Here is a 16,414-nt window from a genome sequence, read left to right as displayed (position 1 = left end):
ATTACAATACCAATAAACCGTTTTCTTTTAAGGTGTTTATAGGTTTTGAAAACCAGAACAATTCAAAATTTTCAAAATGTGATTCAAAATCTTTCTTCAACATATTAAAAGACTTTTGGGTGGCACTAATTGGCTTAAGTTGTTCTAGCATATCTAATAACCACTCGCCTTCATCTAAAGGTGTTGAAATTTGATAGGCATCTGTTTTATCGTAGAACGTCATTTTCAGACTCGTATAGGTCGTTCCTTTTTTAGTTTTCGAGACCTCTTCTACAAACGGTATTTTACCTAACCATACAATTTTAGCGGTTGGTTTTACACTGAAACTCGGTTCGGTTTGTAAGGCTTTAAAAATACATTCTGAATCTACTGTCGTATCGGGAACATTGAAATCGAACCAATCCTGAAGCGGTAAATCAAACCCAATCCCGTGCATATAATTAAATAATGAGGTTTTTAGTCCGTTACTAAATTTTGAATGGTCAATTCCTGTCACATCCGAAAACGCGACATCGTTATTTGCAAAAGTTATGTCGTTATAATGTGGCGTAACGCCGAACTCAGATGGATTTAATCCAATGGGACTATGTGCTGTTAATGCAAACTGATGCCAAAAGCCAGATTGCAAAACGCCAACTTCAAACAACTGACGTACCATTTCTAAACTATCTATGGTCTCTTGCTCCGTTTGTGTAGGATACCCGTACATTAAATACGAATGTACCATGATGTTACTTTCGGTTAAATTACGAGTCACCTGCGCCACTTGTTCAACCGTGACACCTTTATCTATTAGTTTTAATAAACGGTCTGATGCCACTTCCAAGCCACCCGAAACCGCAATACATCCAGAGGCTTTTAATAAGATACATAAATCTTGAGTAAAATTTTTCTCGAACCTGATATTTGCCCACCACGTTAACGTTAAATCACGTTTTAATATTTCTAAGGCTAATGCTTTCATTAATGACGGTGGCGCGGCTTCATCGACAAAATGAAATCCGGTATCTCCCGTTTGCGCTATAAGCTCTTCCATGCGGTCGACTAATGTCTTAGCCGCGATAGGTTCGTAAATTTTTATATAATCTAAAGAAATATCGCAAAATGTACATTTTCCCCAATAGCATCCATGTGCCATGGTGAGTTTGTTCCAACGTCCGTCACTCCATAAACTGTGCATTGGATTAGCAATTTCTATAACTGAAATATACTCATCTAACAACAAATCTGAATAATCGGGTGTCCCAACTGCACTTTGCTTGTAATCCGGAAGCGGACTATCATTTTTATACACCACAGCATTGTTTTCTAATAACAGAGTACGTTTAAACTTGAAAGTGGTTTTGTCTTTAGTATTGACTACTAAATCGTGTAATAACTCAATAGGTAATTCGCCATCGTCTAATGTAATAAAATCGAAAAATTCGAATACCCGTACATCTTTTAAAGACCGTAATTCTGTGTTTGGGAATCCGCCTCCCATCTCAACAACAATATCTGGGTAATTAGATTTTATAAACTGTGCACAACGAAACGCACTGTACAAATTCCCCGGAAACGGCACCGATAAACAAACAATTTTAGGTTGTACCTCTTCTAATTTAGCTTCCAGAATTTGTAGCGTGATATCATCAATAAAGGTAATATCTTGTTGTAAACTGTCGTACAATTCATCGAACGAATTGGCACTCATTCCTAAACGTTCGGCATAGCGACTAAAACCAAAATTATCGTCTATACATTCAATAATAAAATCGGATAAATCTTCAAGAAACAAGGTTGCCAAGTGCTTAGCTTTATCTTGCATTCCCATATTACCGAAGGCCCAATTTAAATCTTCTAGATTATCGAATCGTGATGCCCGTGGTAAAAAATTATCGGTACAAATTTGCCTTGCTAAAGTTACATTCTTGCCTTGCAGGAATTCTATTATAGGCTCTAACACCTTTAAATAATCGTCTTTTAAGGCATATATACGTTGCGCATTTTCACTCTGAATGGTATCATTCTCGTAAGCAGAATCGAACAACATCGTAAATGCATTTTTCGAAAACAACTCTATAATCACTTCAATCCCCAAATCCATTTGAGTTGCAGAAATATCCTTAGTATTTAAAAATCCTTTTAAATACGCCGTTGCTGGATACGGTGTATTTAATTGGGTAAATGGAGGTGTAATTAGTAAGATGTCTTTCAAAATAGATGCAAAATTTTGAGCAAAGATAATGTATTTGTTTTCCGAAGTTTAATCGTGTGATTTAAATCTGAAAGTTCATGCTCAATCCTCTTAATTTAATGTACTTATCACTCCTTTTAAAAATTATATGTAATTTGTTCTTTCAACTTGTATTTAATTCAACTAACCATGAATCCTGAACACGATTATAAAGCCATAAACAAAGCCACTTGGAATATTAAAACGGAAGCACATTTAGCATCCGATTTTTACGATGTTGAAGGTTTTATTAACGGAAACTCCTCTTTAAATGCTATTGAATTGGAATTACTTGGCGATGTAAAAGGCAAAAAGATATTACATTTACAATGTCATTTTGGTCAAGATTCACTGTCTTTAGCCCGTTTAGGAGCACAAGTTTCAGGCGTAGATTTATCTGATGTGGCCATTAAAAATGCTAACAGTTTAGCTAAACAACTTGAATTAGATGCGTCCTTTATTTGTTGTGATTTATACGATTTACCGAATTATTTAGACGATACTTTCGATATCGTATATACCAGTTATGGCACCATTGGATGGTTACCCGATTTAGACCAATGGGCACAATTAATTTCAAAATTTTTAAAACCAAAAGGAGAGTTTGTATTTGTTGAATTTCATCCTGCAGTTTGGATGTTCGATGACGATTTTGATAAGATTATCTACAGCTACTTTAAAAAAGATGCAATTGTTGAAACAGAGTCTGGAACGTATGCCGATAGAACAGCAAATATTACGCAACAATCTATCACATGGAATCATAGTCTTGGAGAAGTCCTTGGGAGTTTACTTCAGAATAAATTACAATTAAACTCTTTTGAAGAATTTGATTATTCGCCTTACGATTGTTTTAGACACACTGTTGAGGTCAATCCGAAACAATTCAGAATTAAACACCTAGATTCTAAGATACCTATGGTTTATTCGTTAAAAGCGATTAAAGACTGATTTTATACATATATAACAGAAGTTATTTAACTCCTAAGCCCTGCTCTGGTCGTTGTTTTAGTAAGTTTATAGCCTCTTTCTTTAGTTTTTGCTTTTTAAGATATTTTCCATAAATAAGAGCGATAATTATGGCACAAACACCTTGAATTAAAACCATGGTCTGTACACCGATATAATGCGATATGCTTCCTATAGCTAAACTCCCAATGGGTAAAAGTCCGGTTAACGTCATCACGTAAATACTAATCACTCGACCTCTAAAATGATTAGGTACATTCACTTGGATGATAGTGTTTGTAATCGTTCGTACAGACATCATTCCGAAAGACGCTATGGCCACAAAAAATAGAGCCATATAATAATTAGTGCTTTCCGAAAATAATATAAGCCCGACTCCAAATACTAAGGAATTAATAGCTAATACCTTAACCAAATTCGCTCCAGGTTTTAAAGACGCTAAAAATATAGCGCCAACAAAAGCACCAAAACCAATGATACCATCGATTACACCTAATGTAGATGCCGAACCATTAAACACATCTTTTGCAAAAGCTGGTGTTAAGGTGGTAAACGACAATACAAATAAACTCATGAGCCCTACAAATATTAATACTGAATGAATTTCAGGCGTACTGATTATATAGTTAAAAGCGTCTTTAAATTCATTTTTAATATTTCTATCGGCATTGGGTTTTAATTCCTGTTTTGGTAAGCGCATTAATAACAGCGATATAATAACGGGAATAAAACTCATGGCATTCATTCCGAAACACACTTCGTCTCCAAAAGATTCTAAAATAAAACCAGCAAGTGCAGGACCAATTAATTTAGACAGATTTACCATAGACGAGTTTAAAGCTAAAGCATTTGGTAAATCGTCTTTATTATCCACCATTTCACGCACCAAAGACTGCCTTGCAGGTACATCGAAACCATTTATAATACCTAAAACCGCACTAAGCACAATTATTGTCCAAACGGCATGGTCTTTAAAAAACACAATAGAAATGGTTAGTAAAATAGCCTGAAGTAACGAGACAATTTGAGTAATTAATAATACGCTGTGTCTATTATGTCTATCTGCAATAACACCGCCATAAAGCGACATAATTGCTGTAGGAAATAGTGTTGCAAACACCGTAACACCAAGCATAAATTTAGATTGCGTTAAACTGTAAATTACCCAACTCACCGCTGTTTTCTGCATCCATGTTCCTAAAAGCGATACAGATTGTCCCATAAAGAATAATCTAAAATTTCTACTTTTAAAGGAATTGAAGGTGGTAAAATTCATGGTTAACGTTTGTAATTTAGACTACAAAATTAAACTTTAAAACTTGAAAATTTCTTTAAATACAATACCCATCATCTATAAGGCATCAATAATTATGATATTATAGATTTAGATTAATAAAAATCATCAATCATCTTTTTTATTCACTCAAATATTTAAATAGAAGTGATTATTGTTTTAACTTAGTATAACATTTTTCAAACTAAATTCTATCCCACCTTGGAAACTTTTACCCTTGCCCGAGTTATACATGTATTAGCCGTTGTGTTATGGATTGGTGGCGTTTCTATGGTCACTACCGTTATTATTCCTGCAGTAAAAAGAATGAAAACTAAGGAAGATAAATTGCAGACATTCGAGCAAATTGAAGGTAAGTTCGCCACCCAAGCTAAAATCACGACCTTACTTACAGGAATTACAGGTTTTTACATGATGTACGAAATGGATGCTTGGAGCAGGTATTTAGATATTCGATTTTGGTGGATTCATGCCATGACAATAATGTGGATTATCTTCACATTGGTATTATATGTTTTAGAACCGCTTTTACTTCATAAATTATTTAGAAAAGAAGTTGAAAAAAATCCCGATAAAGCGTTTAGAATTATTCATCGCGCACATTGGATTTTGCTTATTCTTAGTTTATGTACCATTTTTGGAGCGGTAGCAGGAAGCCACGGCTGGTATTTTATTGGATAGGTTATCATAATTTTTTGATAAATTACCTTAAACCTATTCTTTATTATTTAGAAACATTTAAATTTGCGACGTGAAAAAAGTTGTTAAATTTTCGGGAGGCTTACTTTTAAGCCTATTATATTGTTTTGCACTGTACAGTGTAACACAGCCTCTGCCTGAAACTTTCACGTATCATCCAAACAATCCAGAGCAACAGCAGAAGGTTTCAAAGGTCTCTGAATCAATTTTCAGTTTAACTGCAGTGCCTGAAAATGTAGTGATATCATTTCCTTCGTCGGGAGGTCACTTTTTAAAGATTCCGTTATTTAACTCTGTTTGGTTTCCTAAAATTAGTGAGCAATTAATAGCTTCACAATTCTTACAATACAAAATTAACCAAACCAATACGTTGGTTAATTATCGTAAAAACGATTCCATTTTCCCGTTTCATTATTTCTGGTAAACACCATTCCTTTTTAGTGTGATTACGCACTACCCGTTTACTACAGCAAGGTTATATTTAATTATATAATCTGCACTTTTTATGAAATAATTTTAAAACACATTACAATGAATACTGGAACAATGATCCTTAGCGCATTCTTTATAGCAATTTGCGCTTTACCTTTTATATTATCAAGTCGCGGAAGCAGAAAAAGAAAAAACACTTTACTAAAATCGTTAGAAACTTTAGCAGATAAACATGATGCCCAAATTAGTATTTACGATGTAGGAGCCGATTTTATTATTGGGATGGACAACATTAAAAACCTGGTTTTCTTCTTCAAAAAAACAGCAGATAACTCGGTTGAAAACTGTGTAGATTTATCGGATTATAAAGATTGTAAAATATTAAAATTTGGAAAGGACCTACACGCGACAAGCAGTTCTTATGCGATTGAAAGATTAAAACTAGACTTTATTCCTAAAGATAAATCGGCGCCAGAACAACAATTCGAATTTTACAATGAAGCGGTAAATACGCAATTAAGTGGCGAGATTCAGATTATTAATACCTGGCATGAATTAATTGAGAAGAAATTAGCGCTAAACTAAGAATAATAAAAGCCCCATAATATGTTATGGGGCTTTTATTTTATATACAGAGACTTAATTCTCCCCATTCTTTACTAGTTAAATCTTAAACTTTTAGTTGACTTATTTAGGAATATCTTTAGTCATTATCTAAAAGCCTATATCAACCAAACTGGTTTTATTCCGAATCCTGTTAACGTATAAAAATAGTTTAGTCCTAAAAAAAAAATCACGCTTCGTCCTACTTAATCGACTCTGTTTTATAACGTTTTTAATAATTCGTTTAAACAAGCACATTTAAGTCTCCCTTAAAAAAACAAAAACCCCAATATAAATTGAGGTTTAAGTACTAGTAAAATAGTTGTTTGCTCGCAAGAGCATTTGTATTAAGCATTTCTGCTTAATTGTCTTAGCTTAGATTTAATTTTTTGTGGGGTAGTTCCCGTTTTTCCAAATAAATATCCGTAAGGTAACCCTACAAATAAAGCACCTCCAACGATATTTCCGAGAGTCGCTGGAATTAAATTTTTAAATATAAACGTGCTCCATGTAATTCCTGAACCTTCAAAAATTGAAAGTGGAATAAAATACATATTAGCAATACTATGCTCGAATCCTAAAGTTACAAAAGCCATTACAGGTAACCAAATAGCGATAATCTTACCGCTTGAGTTTTCGGCTGCGATACCTTGCCAAAGGGCTAGACACACTAGCCAATTCGCTCCAATACCTTTTATAAAAGTGACTAAAAACGAATGACTTGTTTTACCTCGTGCTATACTATAAACCATATCTAGATACGGTTCTTTACTTACAAGATGCGTTAAATGAGTTATAACATATGCAATAAAAAGAGCGCCAATAAAATTGCCTAAATACACCAACCCCCAATTTTTAAACATGGTTATAACCCGTTGTTTTTTACTTAAAATATTAGGAATAAAATAGGCGTTATTCCCAGTAAACAACTCTGCTCCTACCAAAACCACAAGAATTAATCCTAAAGGGAATGCCGCTCCAAATAGAAATTTTGCAAATCCAGGATTTCGTGCTATAATCTCGGGTGAACCTCCAGAAATCGTTATGGCTAACAATCCGCCAAAAGCCACATAAGCACCTGCTAAAAACGCAAGAATTAATGTTTTCTTTACGGTGTATCCCTCTTTATTAAGAGCTATTTCGTTAATTATTTTAATACCTTCGTTAGGTGTATTCATAATGATATTTTCAATTTTAAAAACCAGACCCGCTTTAATTCACCTTTACTTTTTTGAAGTACGTTTCTAAGATCTCTTTCGCCTGATCTAGCTCTTCTTGAGTATTCTCCCTCGCATCTTTAAGCTCGTATTCCCAACCTAAGGCTTCCCATTTATGAATACCTAGTTTATGATAAGGTTGCAGTTCTATTTGTTCAATAGTTTTATAATCTTTAAAATACGATCCTAATTGATGTAACAATTCGGGTGTATTTGTAATTCCTGGAATAAGAACATAACGTAACCACATTTTCTTTCCTGAATCTTCACGGTATTTTGCGAAATTGAAAGTCGTCTCTTTATTTTTCGCTCCAGCAATTTTCTGAAACCCTTCTTCTGTCATGTGCTTAATATCCAGCATCACCAAATCAGCATAATCATCTAATAACTCTTTGGTTGGATGATTTAATAACCGTCCGTTGGTATCGATATTAGTATGAATGCCTTCTTCTTTTAAACGTTTAAAAAAGGAAATTAAACTCTTTGACTGTAACAAAGGTTCTCCCCCAGAAACGGTAACTCCTCCACGATCACCAAAATAAGATTTCATTCTTACGGCGCGTTTTACAAGATCTTCAATATTGTATTCTGTACCTCCGTGAGTGTCTATAGTATCCGGATTATGGCAATACTGGCATTTTAATTTACAGCCTTGTAAAAACACAACCATTCGAATTCCTGGACCATCATGCGTCCCAAAGGACTCGATAGAATGTACACTTAAGGTTATATCTGTAGTTTTAATAGTAGTAAGATTTTAATTAAAAAATAAGAGGTATTCAAAAATATAAGTTACACTAATAATTTAAGGAGATTACTTATAAATGAAGTAAAATTAGTGCGTTATGTTTTTTGAATACCTCTTGGAGTTAAATAAACAGAGTTTCGTTTACATAGATTCGTGGAACGAACGTGAAATAACTTCCATTTGTTGTTCTCTTGTTAATCTTATAAAGTTAACAGCATAACCAGACACACGAATTGTTAATTGCGGGTGATTTTCTGGATGTTCCATAGCATCTAATAAAGTGTCTTTATCTAATACATTTACATTTAAATGTTGTGCGCCATGCTCAAAGTATCCGGTTAAAGTGGCTACTAAGTTATCTATACGTTCTTCGTCTGTAGATCCTAAAGATTTAGGTACTATAGAGAATGTATTTGATACACCATCTTGCGAATCTTTATAGTCTATTTTAGCAACAGAGTTTAATGATGCAATTGCACCGTTAGTATCACGTCCGTGCATTGGGTTTGCTCCTGGTGCAAAAGGCACACCTTTAGCTCGACCATCTGGAGTTGCTCCCGTCTTTTTACCATAAACTACGTTAGACGTAATGGTTAACACAGACATTGTTGGTTCTGCATTTTTGTAGACTGCTAGCTTTTTTAATTCGTTGTTAAAGTCTTGTACAGCATCATGAGCAAAGATATCTACACGATCATCGTCGTTTCCATATTTAGGGAATTCACCTTCAATTTCGAAGCTTACAGTTAATCCTTCTTCATTTCTAATTGGTTTAACTTTAGCATATTTAATAGCTGATAAAGAATCTGCTACGATAGATAAACCAGCAATACCGTACGCGATATTAATATCGGGGTTAGTATCTATTAAAGCCATCTGACCTTTTTCGTAGTAGTATTTATCGTGCATGTAGTGAATAATATTCATAGAATCGTTGTACACGCGAGCTACTTCTTTCATTGCTAATTTAAAATTAGCCATTACTTTATCGAAGTCTAAATACTCATCGTTATCTACTTCAATACCTTTAACCATTTTTTTACCTGTGATCTCACAACGACCAGCATTTACAGCTAAAAGCAATGTTTTTGCTAAGTTAGTACGAGCCCCAAAGAATTGAATTTGTTTTCCAATTTCTTGGTAAGACACACAACACGCAATTCCATAATCGTCTGATCCTCTAAGAGTACGCATTAAATCATCATTTTCAAACTGAATTGAAGACGTATCAATAGCGACTTTAGCACAATATTTTCTAAAGTTTTCTGGTAAAGAAGGCGACCATAAAACTGTAATATTTGGTTCTGGTGATGGTCCTAGGTTATATAATGTATGTAAGAAACGGAAAGCCGTTTTGGTTACTTTAGTACGTCCGTCTTTAAACATACCTCCAATAGCTTCTGTTACCCATGTTGGATCTCCAGCAAAAATTTCGTCGTATGCTGACATTCTTAAATGACGCACCATACGTAATTTCATTACGAATTGATCGATATATTCCTGAGCTTCTATTTCTCCAATAACTTCATTATCTAAATCTCTCTGGATAAAAATATCTAAGAACGTAGATACATTACCTAAAGACATAGCAGCACCATCTTGTTCTTTTACTGCAGCTAAATAGGCCATATATGTCCACTGTACAGCTTCTTGAGCATTATCGGCAGGACGACTTAGGTCTAAACCATAAGCATTACCCATGGTAATCATTTCTTTAAGCGCTTTAATTTGCTCAGAAACTTCTTCTCTTAAACGAATTACAGCATCTGTCATTGGGCCTTTAATGTTTGCTAAATCTTGTTTTTTAGCGGCAATTAAAGTATCAATACCGTATAAAGCAATTCTTCTGTAGTCTCCAATTATTCTACCACGCGCATAATTATCTGGTAATCCTGTTAAAAATCCTAAAGATCTAAATTTTCTAATTTCAGCATTATAGGCATCAAACACACCATCGTTATGGGTTTTAACATATTTAGAGAATAATTCGTCTACTTGATTAGCTGGTTTTAAACCAATCTCATCTAATGCTTTTTGAACTACTTTGTAACCTCCAAAAGGTTTCATAGCTCTTTTTAATAAACCGTTAGTTTGTAAACCAACAATTGTTTCGTTTTCTTTATCTATATATCCTGCTTCGAAATTTGCAATTCCTGAAACAATATCTGTATCTACAGAATGTACGCCATTGTTTGCGCGTTCTATTTTAGTGGCATCTTTACAAACGTCCCATAATTTTTTAGTACGTTCGCTAGGCCCTATTAAAAAGTTATGATTTCCTGTATACGGTGTTATATTTCTGTACACAAAATCACGTACATTAATAGCTGTATTCCAATCTCCACCTTGGAAGCCTTTAGTCTTTAAGTCTGAATTTTTTAACTCTGCTACTTTCATATTATTGTATATTAAATCTATGTTCTAAATCGATAACTCAAAGTTCAGATTTAAAGAAGATTTAAAACATGACAAATGACAGTTTTACATCGAATTAAGAACCTTTTAATGAAACCAATTAAAGAAGTGTTAAAAACTGTTAAAAATGGTCGTTTTATACATTTTCATCAATAAAACAAGTGATTAAATACAAATACCATAACACGCTATCAAACAACTAATTGAGACACCTGTTTTTCAAACGTTTGAAACTTTTTCGATCCATTTTATAAATTCTAGTCTTCGTTTTTATTGTAGTTATCTAGACTATGCATTTCGAATTATTTATACTACTTAAAGTCCACTCAAGCCCAGTAAAAAAATAGGATATAGAACGTAATTTTTTATACTTTTAAATCCTTTTTAATATGCACCGCAACAAATCATTTATTATGTCTCAATTAAAAATCACCACATTACTCTTAATCTTTGTTTTACACAGCTTTATTGCCCAATCCCAGAGCATAAGTAATTCTCAAATAGATTCTTTAGTGGCTGTATCTATGAATTTAAAAAATAATGTAGGTTTAGCTGTTGCTGTTGTAAAAGATGGAAAAGTTTTGCATTCTAAAGGATATGGTGTAAAATCGATATCTACCAAAGCACCAGTAAATGAACATACTTTATTTGCCATTGCTTCGAATTCTAAAGCCTTTACTTCGGTAGCCTTGTCTATTTTGGTAGATGAAGGTAAATTATCGTGGAATGATCTCGTCATAGATTATATTCCTGAATTTAAAATGTACGACGACTATGTTACTTCAAATTTTACAATTACCGATTTACTTACCCATAGAAGTGGTTTGGGATTAGGCGCAGGAGATTTAATGATATTTCCTGGTGGGGGTGATTTCAAGATAGGCGATGTTATTAATAGCTTTCAATACCAAACACCTGTTTCAGCATTTAGAACCAAATACGATTACGACAATTTATTATACCTCGTAGCAGGAGAAGTTATTTTTAGAATCACTGGAACATCTTGGTCTGATTTTATTCAAACCCGAATTTTCAATCCACTAGGTATGGAAAATAGTGTCCCTATTGTAGACCGTATCGAATCGCAGGCCAATATAGCGATACCACATAGTTCTTATAATAATGAAATAACAGAAATAAAAGCCTACGATGGTGGTGAGCTTGTTGCCGCCGCTGGTGGTATTAATGCGAGTGTACACGATTTAAGTCGGTGGATGTTAATGCAACTTAATGCGGGTAAATATGGTCCAGAATTGTCTAAAGCCTTGTTTACTGAAGCCCGACAATTAGAAATGTGGGCACCACACACCATGACAGGATTCGAATTATATGCCGACAAGAGAACTGAAAATCACTTTTCTGCTTATGGACTAGGTTGGGAAATTTCGGATAAAAAAGGAAGAATAATTGCAGAACATACTGGCGGTTTACCGGGCATGTTATCGCGAACTATTTTAGTTCCTGAACTAAATTTAGGTATTGTAGTATTAACAAACTCAGACCCTGGAGGATATGCCTTTTATTCCATTCCAGAGACCATATTAGATATGTATTTAGGAATTGATAAAAAAGATTGGATTACGGAATTATCAAATTACAGTCAGCTTCAAGAAAAAGAAGGAGATCAAGTAACCACAGCTGTTTGGAAAACTGTAGAGGCTAATAAAAAGATTAAAATCGATTTTAAAAATTATATCGGAACTTATAACGATCCTTGGTTTGGAGACATTACTATTACAGAAAAAAATGGATCTCTTTGGTTTACCTCTATGCGCTCTCCTAAATTAAACGGACAAATGTATTTTTATAAGGCGACCACATTTGCTGTAAAGTGGGAATATACCGAAATGCCTTGCGATGCCTTTGCCATCTTTAATTTAGATGAAGAAGGAAAAGCCATGCAAATTAAAATGAAAGGCATATCACCTAATATAGATTTTAGTTTCGATTTTCAAGATCTTAACTTAAAACGAATCGATTAAACTCTTATACACTCATTGAATACGAAAGGCCGTAAAATTTATCAGATATTATCTAATTCAAATCGGTCGGGGAAGCATAATTGAAATCCATAACTTCTTTTTTGAAGAATAGTGATAACATCACCTCTTAAGATTTGCTACCAAATATTTTAAGAGGTGAATACTTCACTTAAAATTTTATAAGACTTTTTACGTGCTTCATGGTCGTATATATGAGACACGACTATAAGTTCTTGCACTTGAGTTTTGGATACAAACGCATTGAGTTCTTTTTCAATGGTTTCCTTAGATCCAATAAATGTATAATGTAGCATATTGGTAATCATAGCTTTTTGCTCCTCACTCCAAACACCACTCATAGATTCCACAGGAGGTTGTAACGGGCGACGCACATTAGTAATAATTCCCATAGCTAATTGATATAAACTGGTAGCCAATACATGCGCTTCGGCATCGGTGTCGGCTGCAATAACATTTACACAAGCCATACTATAAGGTTGTTGTAAAGCCGACGATGAGGTAAACGCATTATTATAAATATGTAATGCATCAAATAATTGTGCTGGTGCAAAATGACTCGCAAATGCATAAGGTAATCCCTTTTTTGCGGCTAAATCTGCGCTAAATGTACTGGAACCCAGTAAGTAAATAGGTACATCTAAACCTTCTCCAGGGATCGCTCTTACAGGTTCGCCTAGATCTTCATTTGTAAAATAATTCTGTAATTCTTGAATATTATTCGGAAAATCCTGAACACTTTCCTGACGATCGCGACGCAAAGCCATGGCTGTTCGTTGGTCTGTTCCTGGCGCTCTTCCTAAACCTAAATCTATACGATCCGGATACAGGGTTGCTAATGTTCCAAACTGCTCTGCAACAACTAATGGCGCATGATTTGGCAACATTATTCCTCCAGAACCCACTCTAATCTTAGTCGTGCCTTGAGCAATATAACCTAATAAAACCACGGTTGCAGAACTTACCAAACTATCCATATTATGATGTTCCGAAATCCAATACCTAGAATATCCTAAAGTTTCTACGTGTTGCGCCAAATCTAAAGCATTTCTCATGGCATGTTGCGCAGAATTTCCTTTAGTAACAGGAACTAAATCTAATACTGAATATTTTATATTATTTAATGTTTTAGCACTCATACGACTATAAATTAGGTTTAATATTGTAATTATATTGCTTACAAATTGTAATGTATTATAAAGAGCAAATTTATGAAGATTTACAGGAAGAAAACTTAAGTTAAACTTAATCTATTCTTAAAGTTTAAATGTGGTAAGCTATCTAGGGAAACCCTAATTTTAGGGTTTTTAGGCTAACATATACTTACTAAATTAATTATGAGATACCTATAACTCATGAAATCTAAACATTTTCCAAAATCATTTAAATGGGGTACAGCAATTTCTTCTTACCAAAATGAAGGTGAATACAACACACATGGTAAAGGCCCTTCAATATGGGATACGTTCACAAATCGTAAATCATTTAAAAAAGGAAATGGAAATACAGCAACAGACTTTTATAACACCTATAAAGAGGACCTTTTAAAAGTTAAAGCCCTTAATTTAGATTGCTTTAGGTTCTCTATATCGTGGTCTCGTATATTTCCTCACGGTATTGGAGAAATCAACCCAGAAGGCGTAGCATTTTACCACGACCTTATACAAGCCTGTATAGACTTAAATATAGAGCCTTGGGTTACCTTGTACCATTGGGACTTACCACAGGCACTAGAAGATCAGGGCGGATGGACAAATCGAGAGATTTTAAATTGGTTTAAAACGTATGTCGAATTCTGCTCTAAAGAATACGGCGCCACAGTAAAAACTTGGATTATCTTAAATGAACCTATGAGTTTTGTTGGATTAGGTTATTTTTTAGGCATGCACGCTCCAGGTAAAAAAGGGTTTAAAAACTTTTTACCCGCCGCACATCATGCTACACTTTGCCAATCCATGGGCGGAAGAATTGTCCGTAAAAATGTTAAAGACGCTATTATCGGCACTACGTTTTCATGCTCACATGTTTCACCACTTAACCGCCGTGTTATCCATAAAAAAGCGGCCGCTCGGATAGATGCCTTAGTCAACAGATTTTTTATAGAACCCACTTTAGGTTTAGGCTATCCCATGGATGCCATTCCTGGTTTAAATCGAATTGAAAAATATGTTTTACCTGGAGATGAGGAATTAATGCCTTTCGATTTCGATTTTATTGGCCTGCAATATTACTTTAAAATTGTCGCAAAATTCAGCTTACTCCCTCCTATTCTATTTGCTCAAGAAGTCCCTGCCGAAAAAAGGGACGTCAAAATAAACGCGATGAATTTGGAAATATATCCTAAAGGATTATATAAAGTCTTAGAGAAATTCAATGCCTATCCGGGAATTAAAAACATTTACATAACCGAATCTGGTGTGTGTTTTGAAGATGAATTAATTGAGGGAAAAGTAAACGACAAAAATCGGATTAACTATTTTAAAAAGACCTTTAAATACACGCTTAAAGCTATTGAAAATAATATTCCTGTTAAGGGTTATTTTATATGGACATTGGTCGATAATTTTGAATGGGCAGAAGGTACTAAACCAAGATTTGGTATTATTTATACAGATTTTAAAACTCAGAAACGCACCGTTAAAAAATCGGGTTTATGGTTAAAACGATTTCTAAGTAAACGTTAATCTGCTTAAAATCGATACCTTAACACCATACTTTATCACATTTGTACCCAGAATTTTTGAATTTAACGCTCTTATTCTCTTAATTTTAAATCTTTAAAAAATAAAATTAAAGCATATTTTTTATCTTGGTACATCATTTGTTACTTACTAATAAATTAAATATCATGAAAAAACACATCTTTTTAATTATTGCTTTAGTTTTTGGAATACAGTTCACCTTCTCCCAAACAAAAGCTGAAAGAAAAGCTGCAAAATTAGAACAGCAGGAACATGAATATGCAGAGGTAAAATCGCTAATTGAAGATAAACATTTTACTTTTGAAGGCGAATGGGCCACAACCCAAAAAGGAAGACGCATCAGTTTAATTGGAAACCCAAATTATTTAGTTGTAGATAGTACACAAACTAAAGCAGAATTACCTTATTTTGGGATTGTACAAATAGCTAACTATGGTGGCGATGGTGGTATTTCTTTCGATAATACATATAATGATTACAAAGTAAATTATAACGATAAAAAACGAAGAGCTACTATAGAATATGCGACCTCCAATAAAAATGAAAAAATAACAGTTACGCTACAAGTATATAGTCTCGAGTCAGCATCTTTAACTATTTATAGTAGTAATAGAAATAGTATTAGTTACGACGGTATCCTAAAACCTATCCCGACTAAAACTGAAGAATAATTCTATAAAGCGCTAAAAAAATTATTTAAACCTATTGTTGTATCTTTTCCAATATGAAAATTATAATTCAATTTATATCTATTTTATGTATTGCACTTTCTAGTCAGTTCGCACTTGCACAAACTACAGGAGTTGCGTCTTATTATAGTAATACGTTTCATGGAGAAAATACAGCAAGCGGAGAAAAATACAATAAAGATTATCTTACAGCAGCACATCCTACATTACCATTCGACACTTTAGTAATCGTTACAAATTTAACCAATGGTGAATCTGTAGTCGTTAGAGTCAACGACCGTGGTCCACATACTAAAAGTAGAATAATAGATGTTTCTGAAGCTGCCGCAAAAAAATTAGACTTAATAAATCAAGGGGTTGCCGAAGTAAAACTAGAAGTCTTAGACGATTATTTTATAAAAAGCATACCCACAAAAAACAGTAATTAAGAT

14 protein-coding genes are annotated in these 16,414 nt (G+C 33.9%); 8 read left to right on the top strand and 6 right to left on the bottom strand.

All coding sequences use genetic code 11. From position 1 onward, the window contains the following. Nucleotide 1 precedes the first annotated feature (1 nt). On the bottom strand, nucleotides 2-2,197 hold the full coding sequence (locus tag ACKC83_RS13115; RefSeq protein WP_434035853.1) for a B12-binding domain-containing radical SAM protein: 2,196 nt from the start codon (nucleotides 2,195-2,197) through the stop codon (nucleotides 2-4). 168 nt (nucleotides 2,198-2,365) lie between these two features. Here ACKC83_RS13115 and ACKC83_RS13110 point away from each other — a divergent pair, with 168 nt between their 5' ends. Then, complete coding sequence (locus ACKC83_RS13110) at nucleotides 2,366-3,166, top strand: class I SAM-dependent methyltransferase (protein WP_434035852.1); 801 nt, start codon at nucleotides 2,366-2,368, stop codon at nucleotides 3,164-3,166. Nucleotides 3,167-3,188: 22 nt separating this feature from the next. On the opposite strand, the gene ACKC83_RS13105 is transcribed toward ACKC83_RS13110, so the two are convergent. After that, nucleotides 3,189-4,460 carry an MFS transporter gene (locus ACKC83_RS13105; protein WP_434035851.1) on the bottom strand — a complete coding sequence of 424 codons (1,272 nt, stop codon included), beginning with the start codon at nucleotides 4,458-4,460 and terminating at the stop codon, nucleotides 3,189-3,191. A gap of 219 nt (nucleotides 4,461-4,679) precedes the next feature. Here ACKC83_RS13105 and ACKC83_RS13100 point away from each other — a divergent pair, with 219 nt between their 5' ends. The 3 genes from ACKC83_RS13100 to ACKC83_RS13090 all read left to right on the top strand — a co-directional run bounded on the left by ACKC83_RS13100 (nucleotide 4,680) and on the right by ACKC83_RS13090 (nucleotide 6,194). After that, nucleotides 4,680-5,159: a hypothetical protein gene (locus ACKC83_RS13100; protein ID WP_434035850.1), complete on the top strand. Its 480-nt coding sequence runs from the start codon at nucleotides 4,680-4,682 to the stop codon at nucleotides 5,157-5,159. A 70-nt stretch (nucleotides 5,160-5,229) separates the two neighbouring features. Beyond that, nucleotides 5,230-5,601 carry a hypothetical protein gene (locus ACKC83_RS13095; RefSeq protein WP_434035849.1) on the top strand — a complete coding sequence of 124 codons (372 nt, stop codon included), beginning with the start codon at nucleotides 5,230-5,232 and terminating at the stop codon, nucleotides 5,599-5,601. Between the two features lie 107 nt (nucleotides 5,602-5,708). Next, a complete protein-coding gene (locus tag ACKC83_RS13090; protein ID WP_434035848.1) occupies nucleotides 5,709-6,194 on the top strand; it encodes a hypothetical protein in 486 nt (161 codons plus the stop codon). A 365-nt stretch (nucleotides 6,195-6,559) separates the two neighbouring features. On the opposite strand, the gene ACKC83_RS13085 is transcribed toward ACKC83_RS13090, so the two are convergent. The 3 genes from ACKC83_RS13085 to pflB form a co-directional block, all read right to left on the bottom strand. Then, complete coding sequence (locus ACKC83_RS13085) at nucleotides 6,560-7,390, bottom strand: formate/nitrite transporter family protein (protein ID WP_434035847.1); 831 nt, start codon at nucleotides 7,388-7,390, stop codon at nucleotides 6,560-6,562. 34 nt (nucleotides 7,391-7,424) lie between these two features. Beyond that, on the bottom strand, nucleotides 7,425-8,138 hold the full coding sequence (gene pflA, locus ACKC83_RS13080; RefSeq protein WP_434037781.1) for a pyruvate formate-lyase-activating protein: 714 nt from the start codon (nucleotides 8,136-8,138) through the stop codon (nucleotides 7,425-7,427). 180 nt (nucleotides 8,139-8,318) lie between these two features. Continuing rightward, on the bottom strand, nucleotides 8,319-10,574 hold the full coding sequence (gene pflB / locus ACKC83_RS13075) for a formate C-acetyltransferase (protein ID WP_434035846.1): 2,256 nt from the start codon (nucleotides 10,572-10,574) through the stop codon (nucleotides 8,319-8,321). A 431-nt stretch (nucleotides 10,575-11,005) separates the two neighbouring features. On the opposite strand from pflB, the gene ACKC83_RS13070 reads away from it, so the two are divergent. Then, nucleotides 11,006-12,574, top strand: coding sequence for a serine hydrolase (locus tag ACKC83_RS13070; protein ID WP_434035845.1), 1,569 nt, complete (start codon nucleotides 11,006-11,008; stop codon nucleotides 12,572-12,574). A 149-nt stretch (nucleotides 12,575-12,723) separates the two neighbouring features. Here ACKC83_RS13070 and ACKC83_RS13065 read toward each other — a convergent pair whose 3' ends face one another. Beyond that, the gene (locus ACKC83_RS13065; protein ID WP_434035844.1) at nucleotides 12,724-13,731 is read right to left on the bottom strand and encodes an LLM class flavin-dependent oxidoreductase; all 1,008 of its coding nucleotides are present in this window, start codon (nucleotides 13,729-13,731) and stop codon (nucleotides 12,724-12,726) included. A gap of 216 nt (nucleotides 13,732-13,947) precedes the next feature. Here ACKC83_RS13065 and ACKC83_RS13060 point away from each other — a divergent pair, with 216 nt between their 5' ends. The 3 genes from ACKC83_RS13060 (at nucleotide 13,948) to ACKC83_RS13050 (ending at nucleotide 16,411) form a co-directional block, all read left to right on the top strand. Continuing rightward, nucleotides 13,948-15,276 carry a glycoside hydrolase family 1 protein gene (locus tag ACKC83_RS13060; protein WP_434035843.1) on the top strand — a complete coding sequence of 443 codons (1,329 nt, stop codon included), beginning with the start codon at nucleotides 13,948-13,950 and terminating at the stop codon, nucleotides 15,274-15,276. A 164-nt stretch (nucleotides 15,277-15,440) separates the two neighbouring features. Next, nucleotides 15,441-15,965: a DUF4251 domain-containing protein gene (locus ACKC83_RS13055; RefSeq protein ID WP_434035842.1), complete on the top strand. Its 525-nt coding sequence runs from the start codon at nucleotides 15,441-15,443 to the stop codon at nucleotides 15,963-15,965. A 53-nt stretch (nucleotides 15,966-16,018) separates the two neighbouring features. Beyond that, nucleotides 16,019-16,411 carry a septal ring lytic transglycosylase RlpA family protein gene (locus ACKC83_RS13050; RefSeq protein ID WP_434035841.1) on the top strand — a complete coding sequence of 131 codons (393 nt, stop codon included), beginning with the start codon at nucleotides 16,019-16,021 and terminating at the stop codon, nucleotides 16,409-16,411. Nucleotides 16,412-16,414 lie beyond the last annotated feature (3 nt).

The organism is Formosa bonchosmolovskayae (assembly GCF_051016085.1).
Lineage (GTDB): Bacteria > Bacteroidota > Bacteroidia > Flavobacteriales > Flavobacteriaceae > Formosa.
Note: the sequence above shows the minus strand (reverse complement) of the source record. Positions and strands in the feature narration are given on the sequence as shown.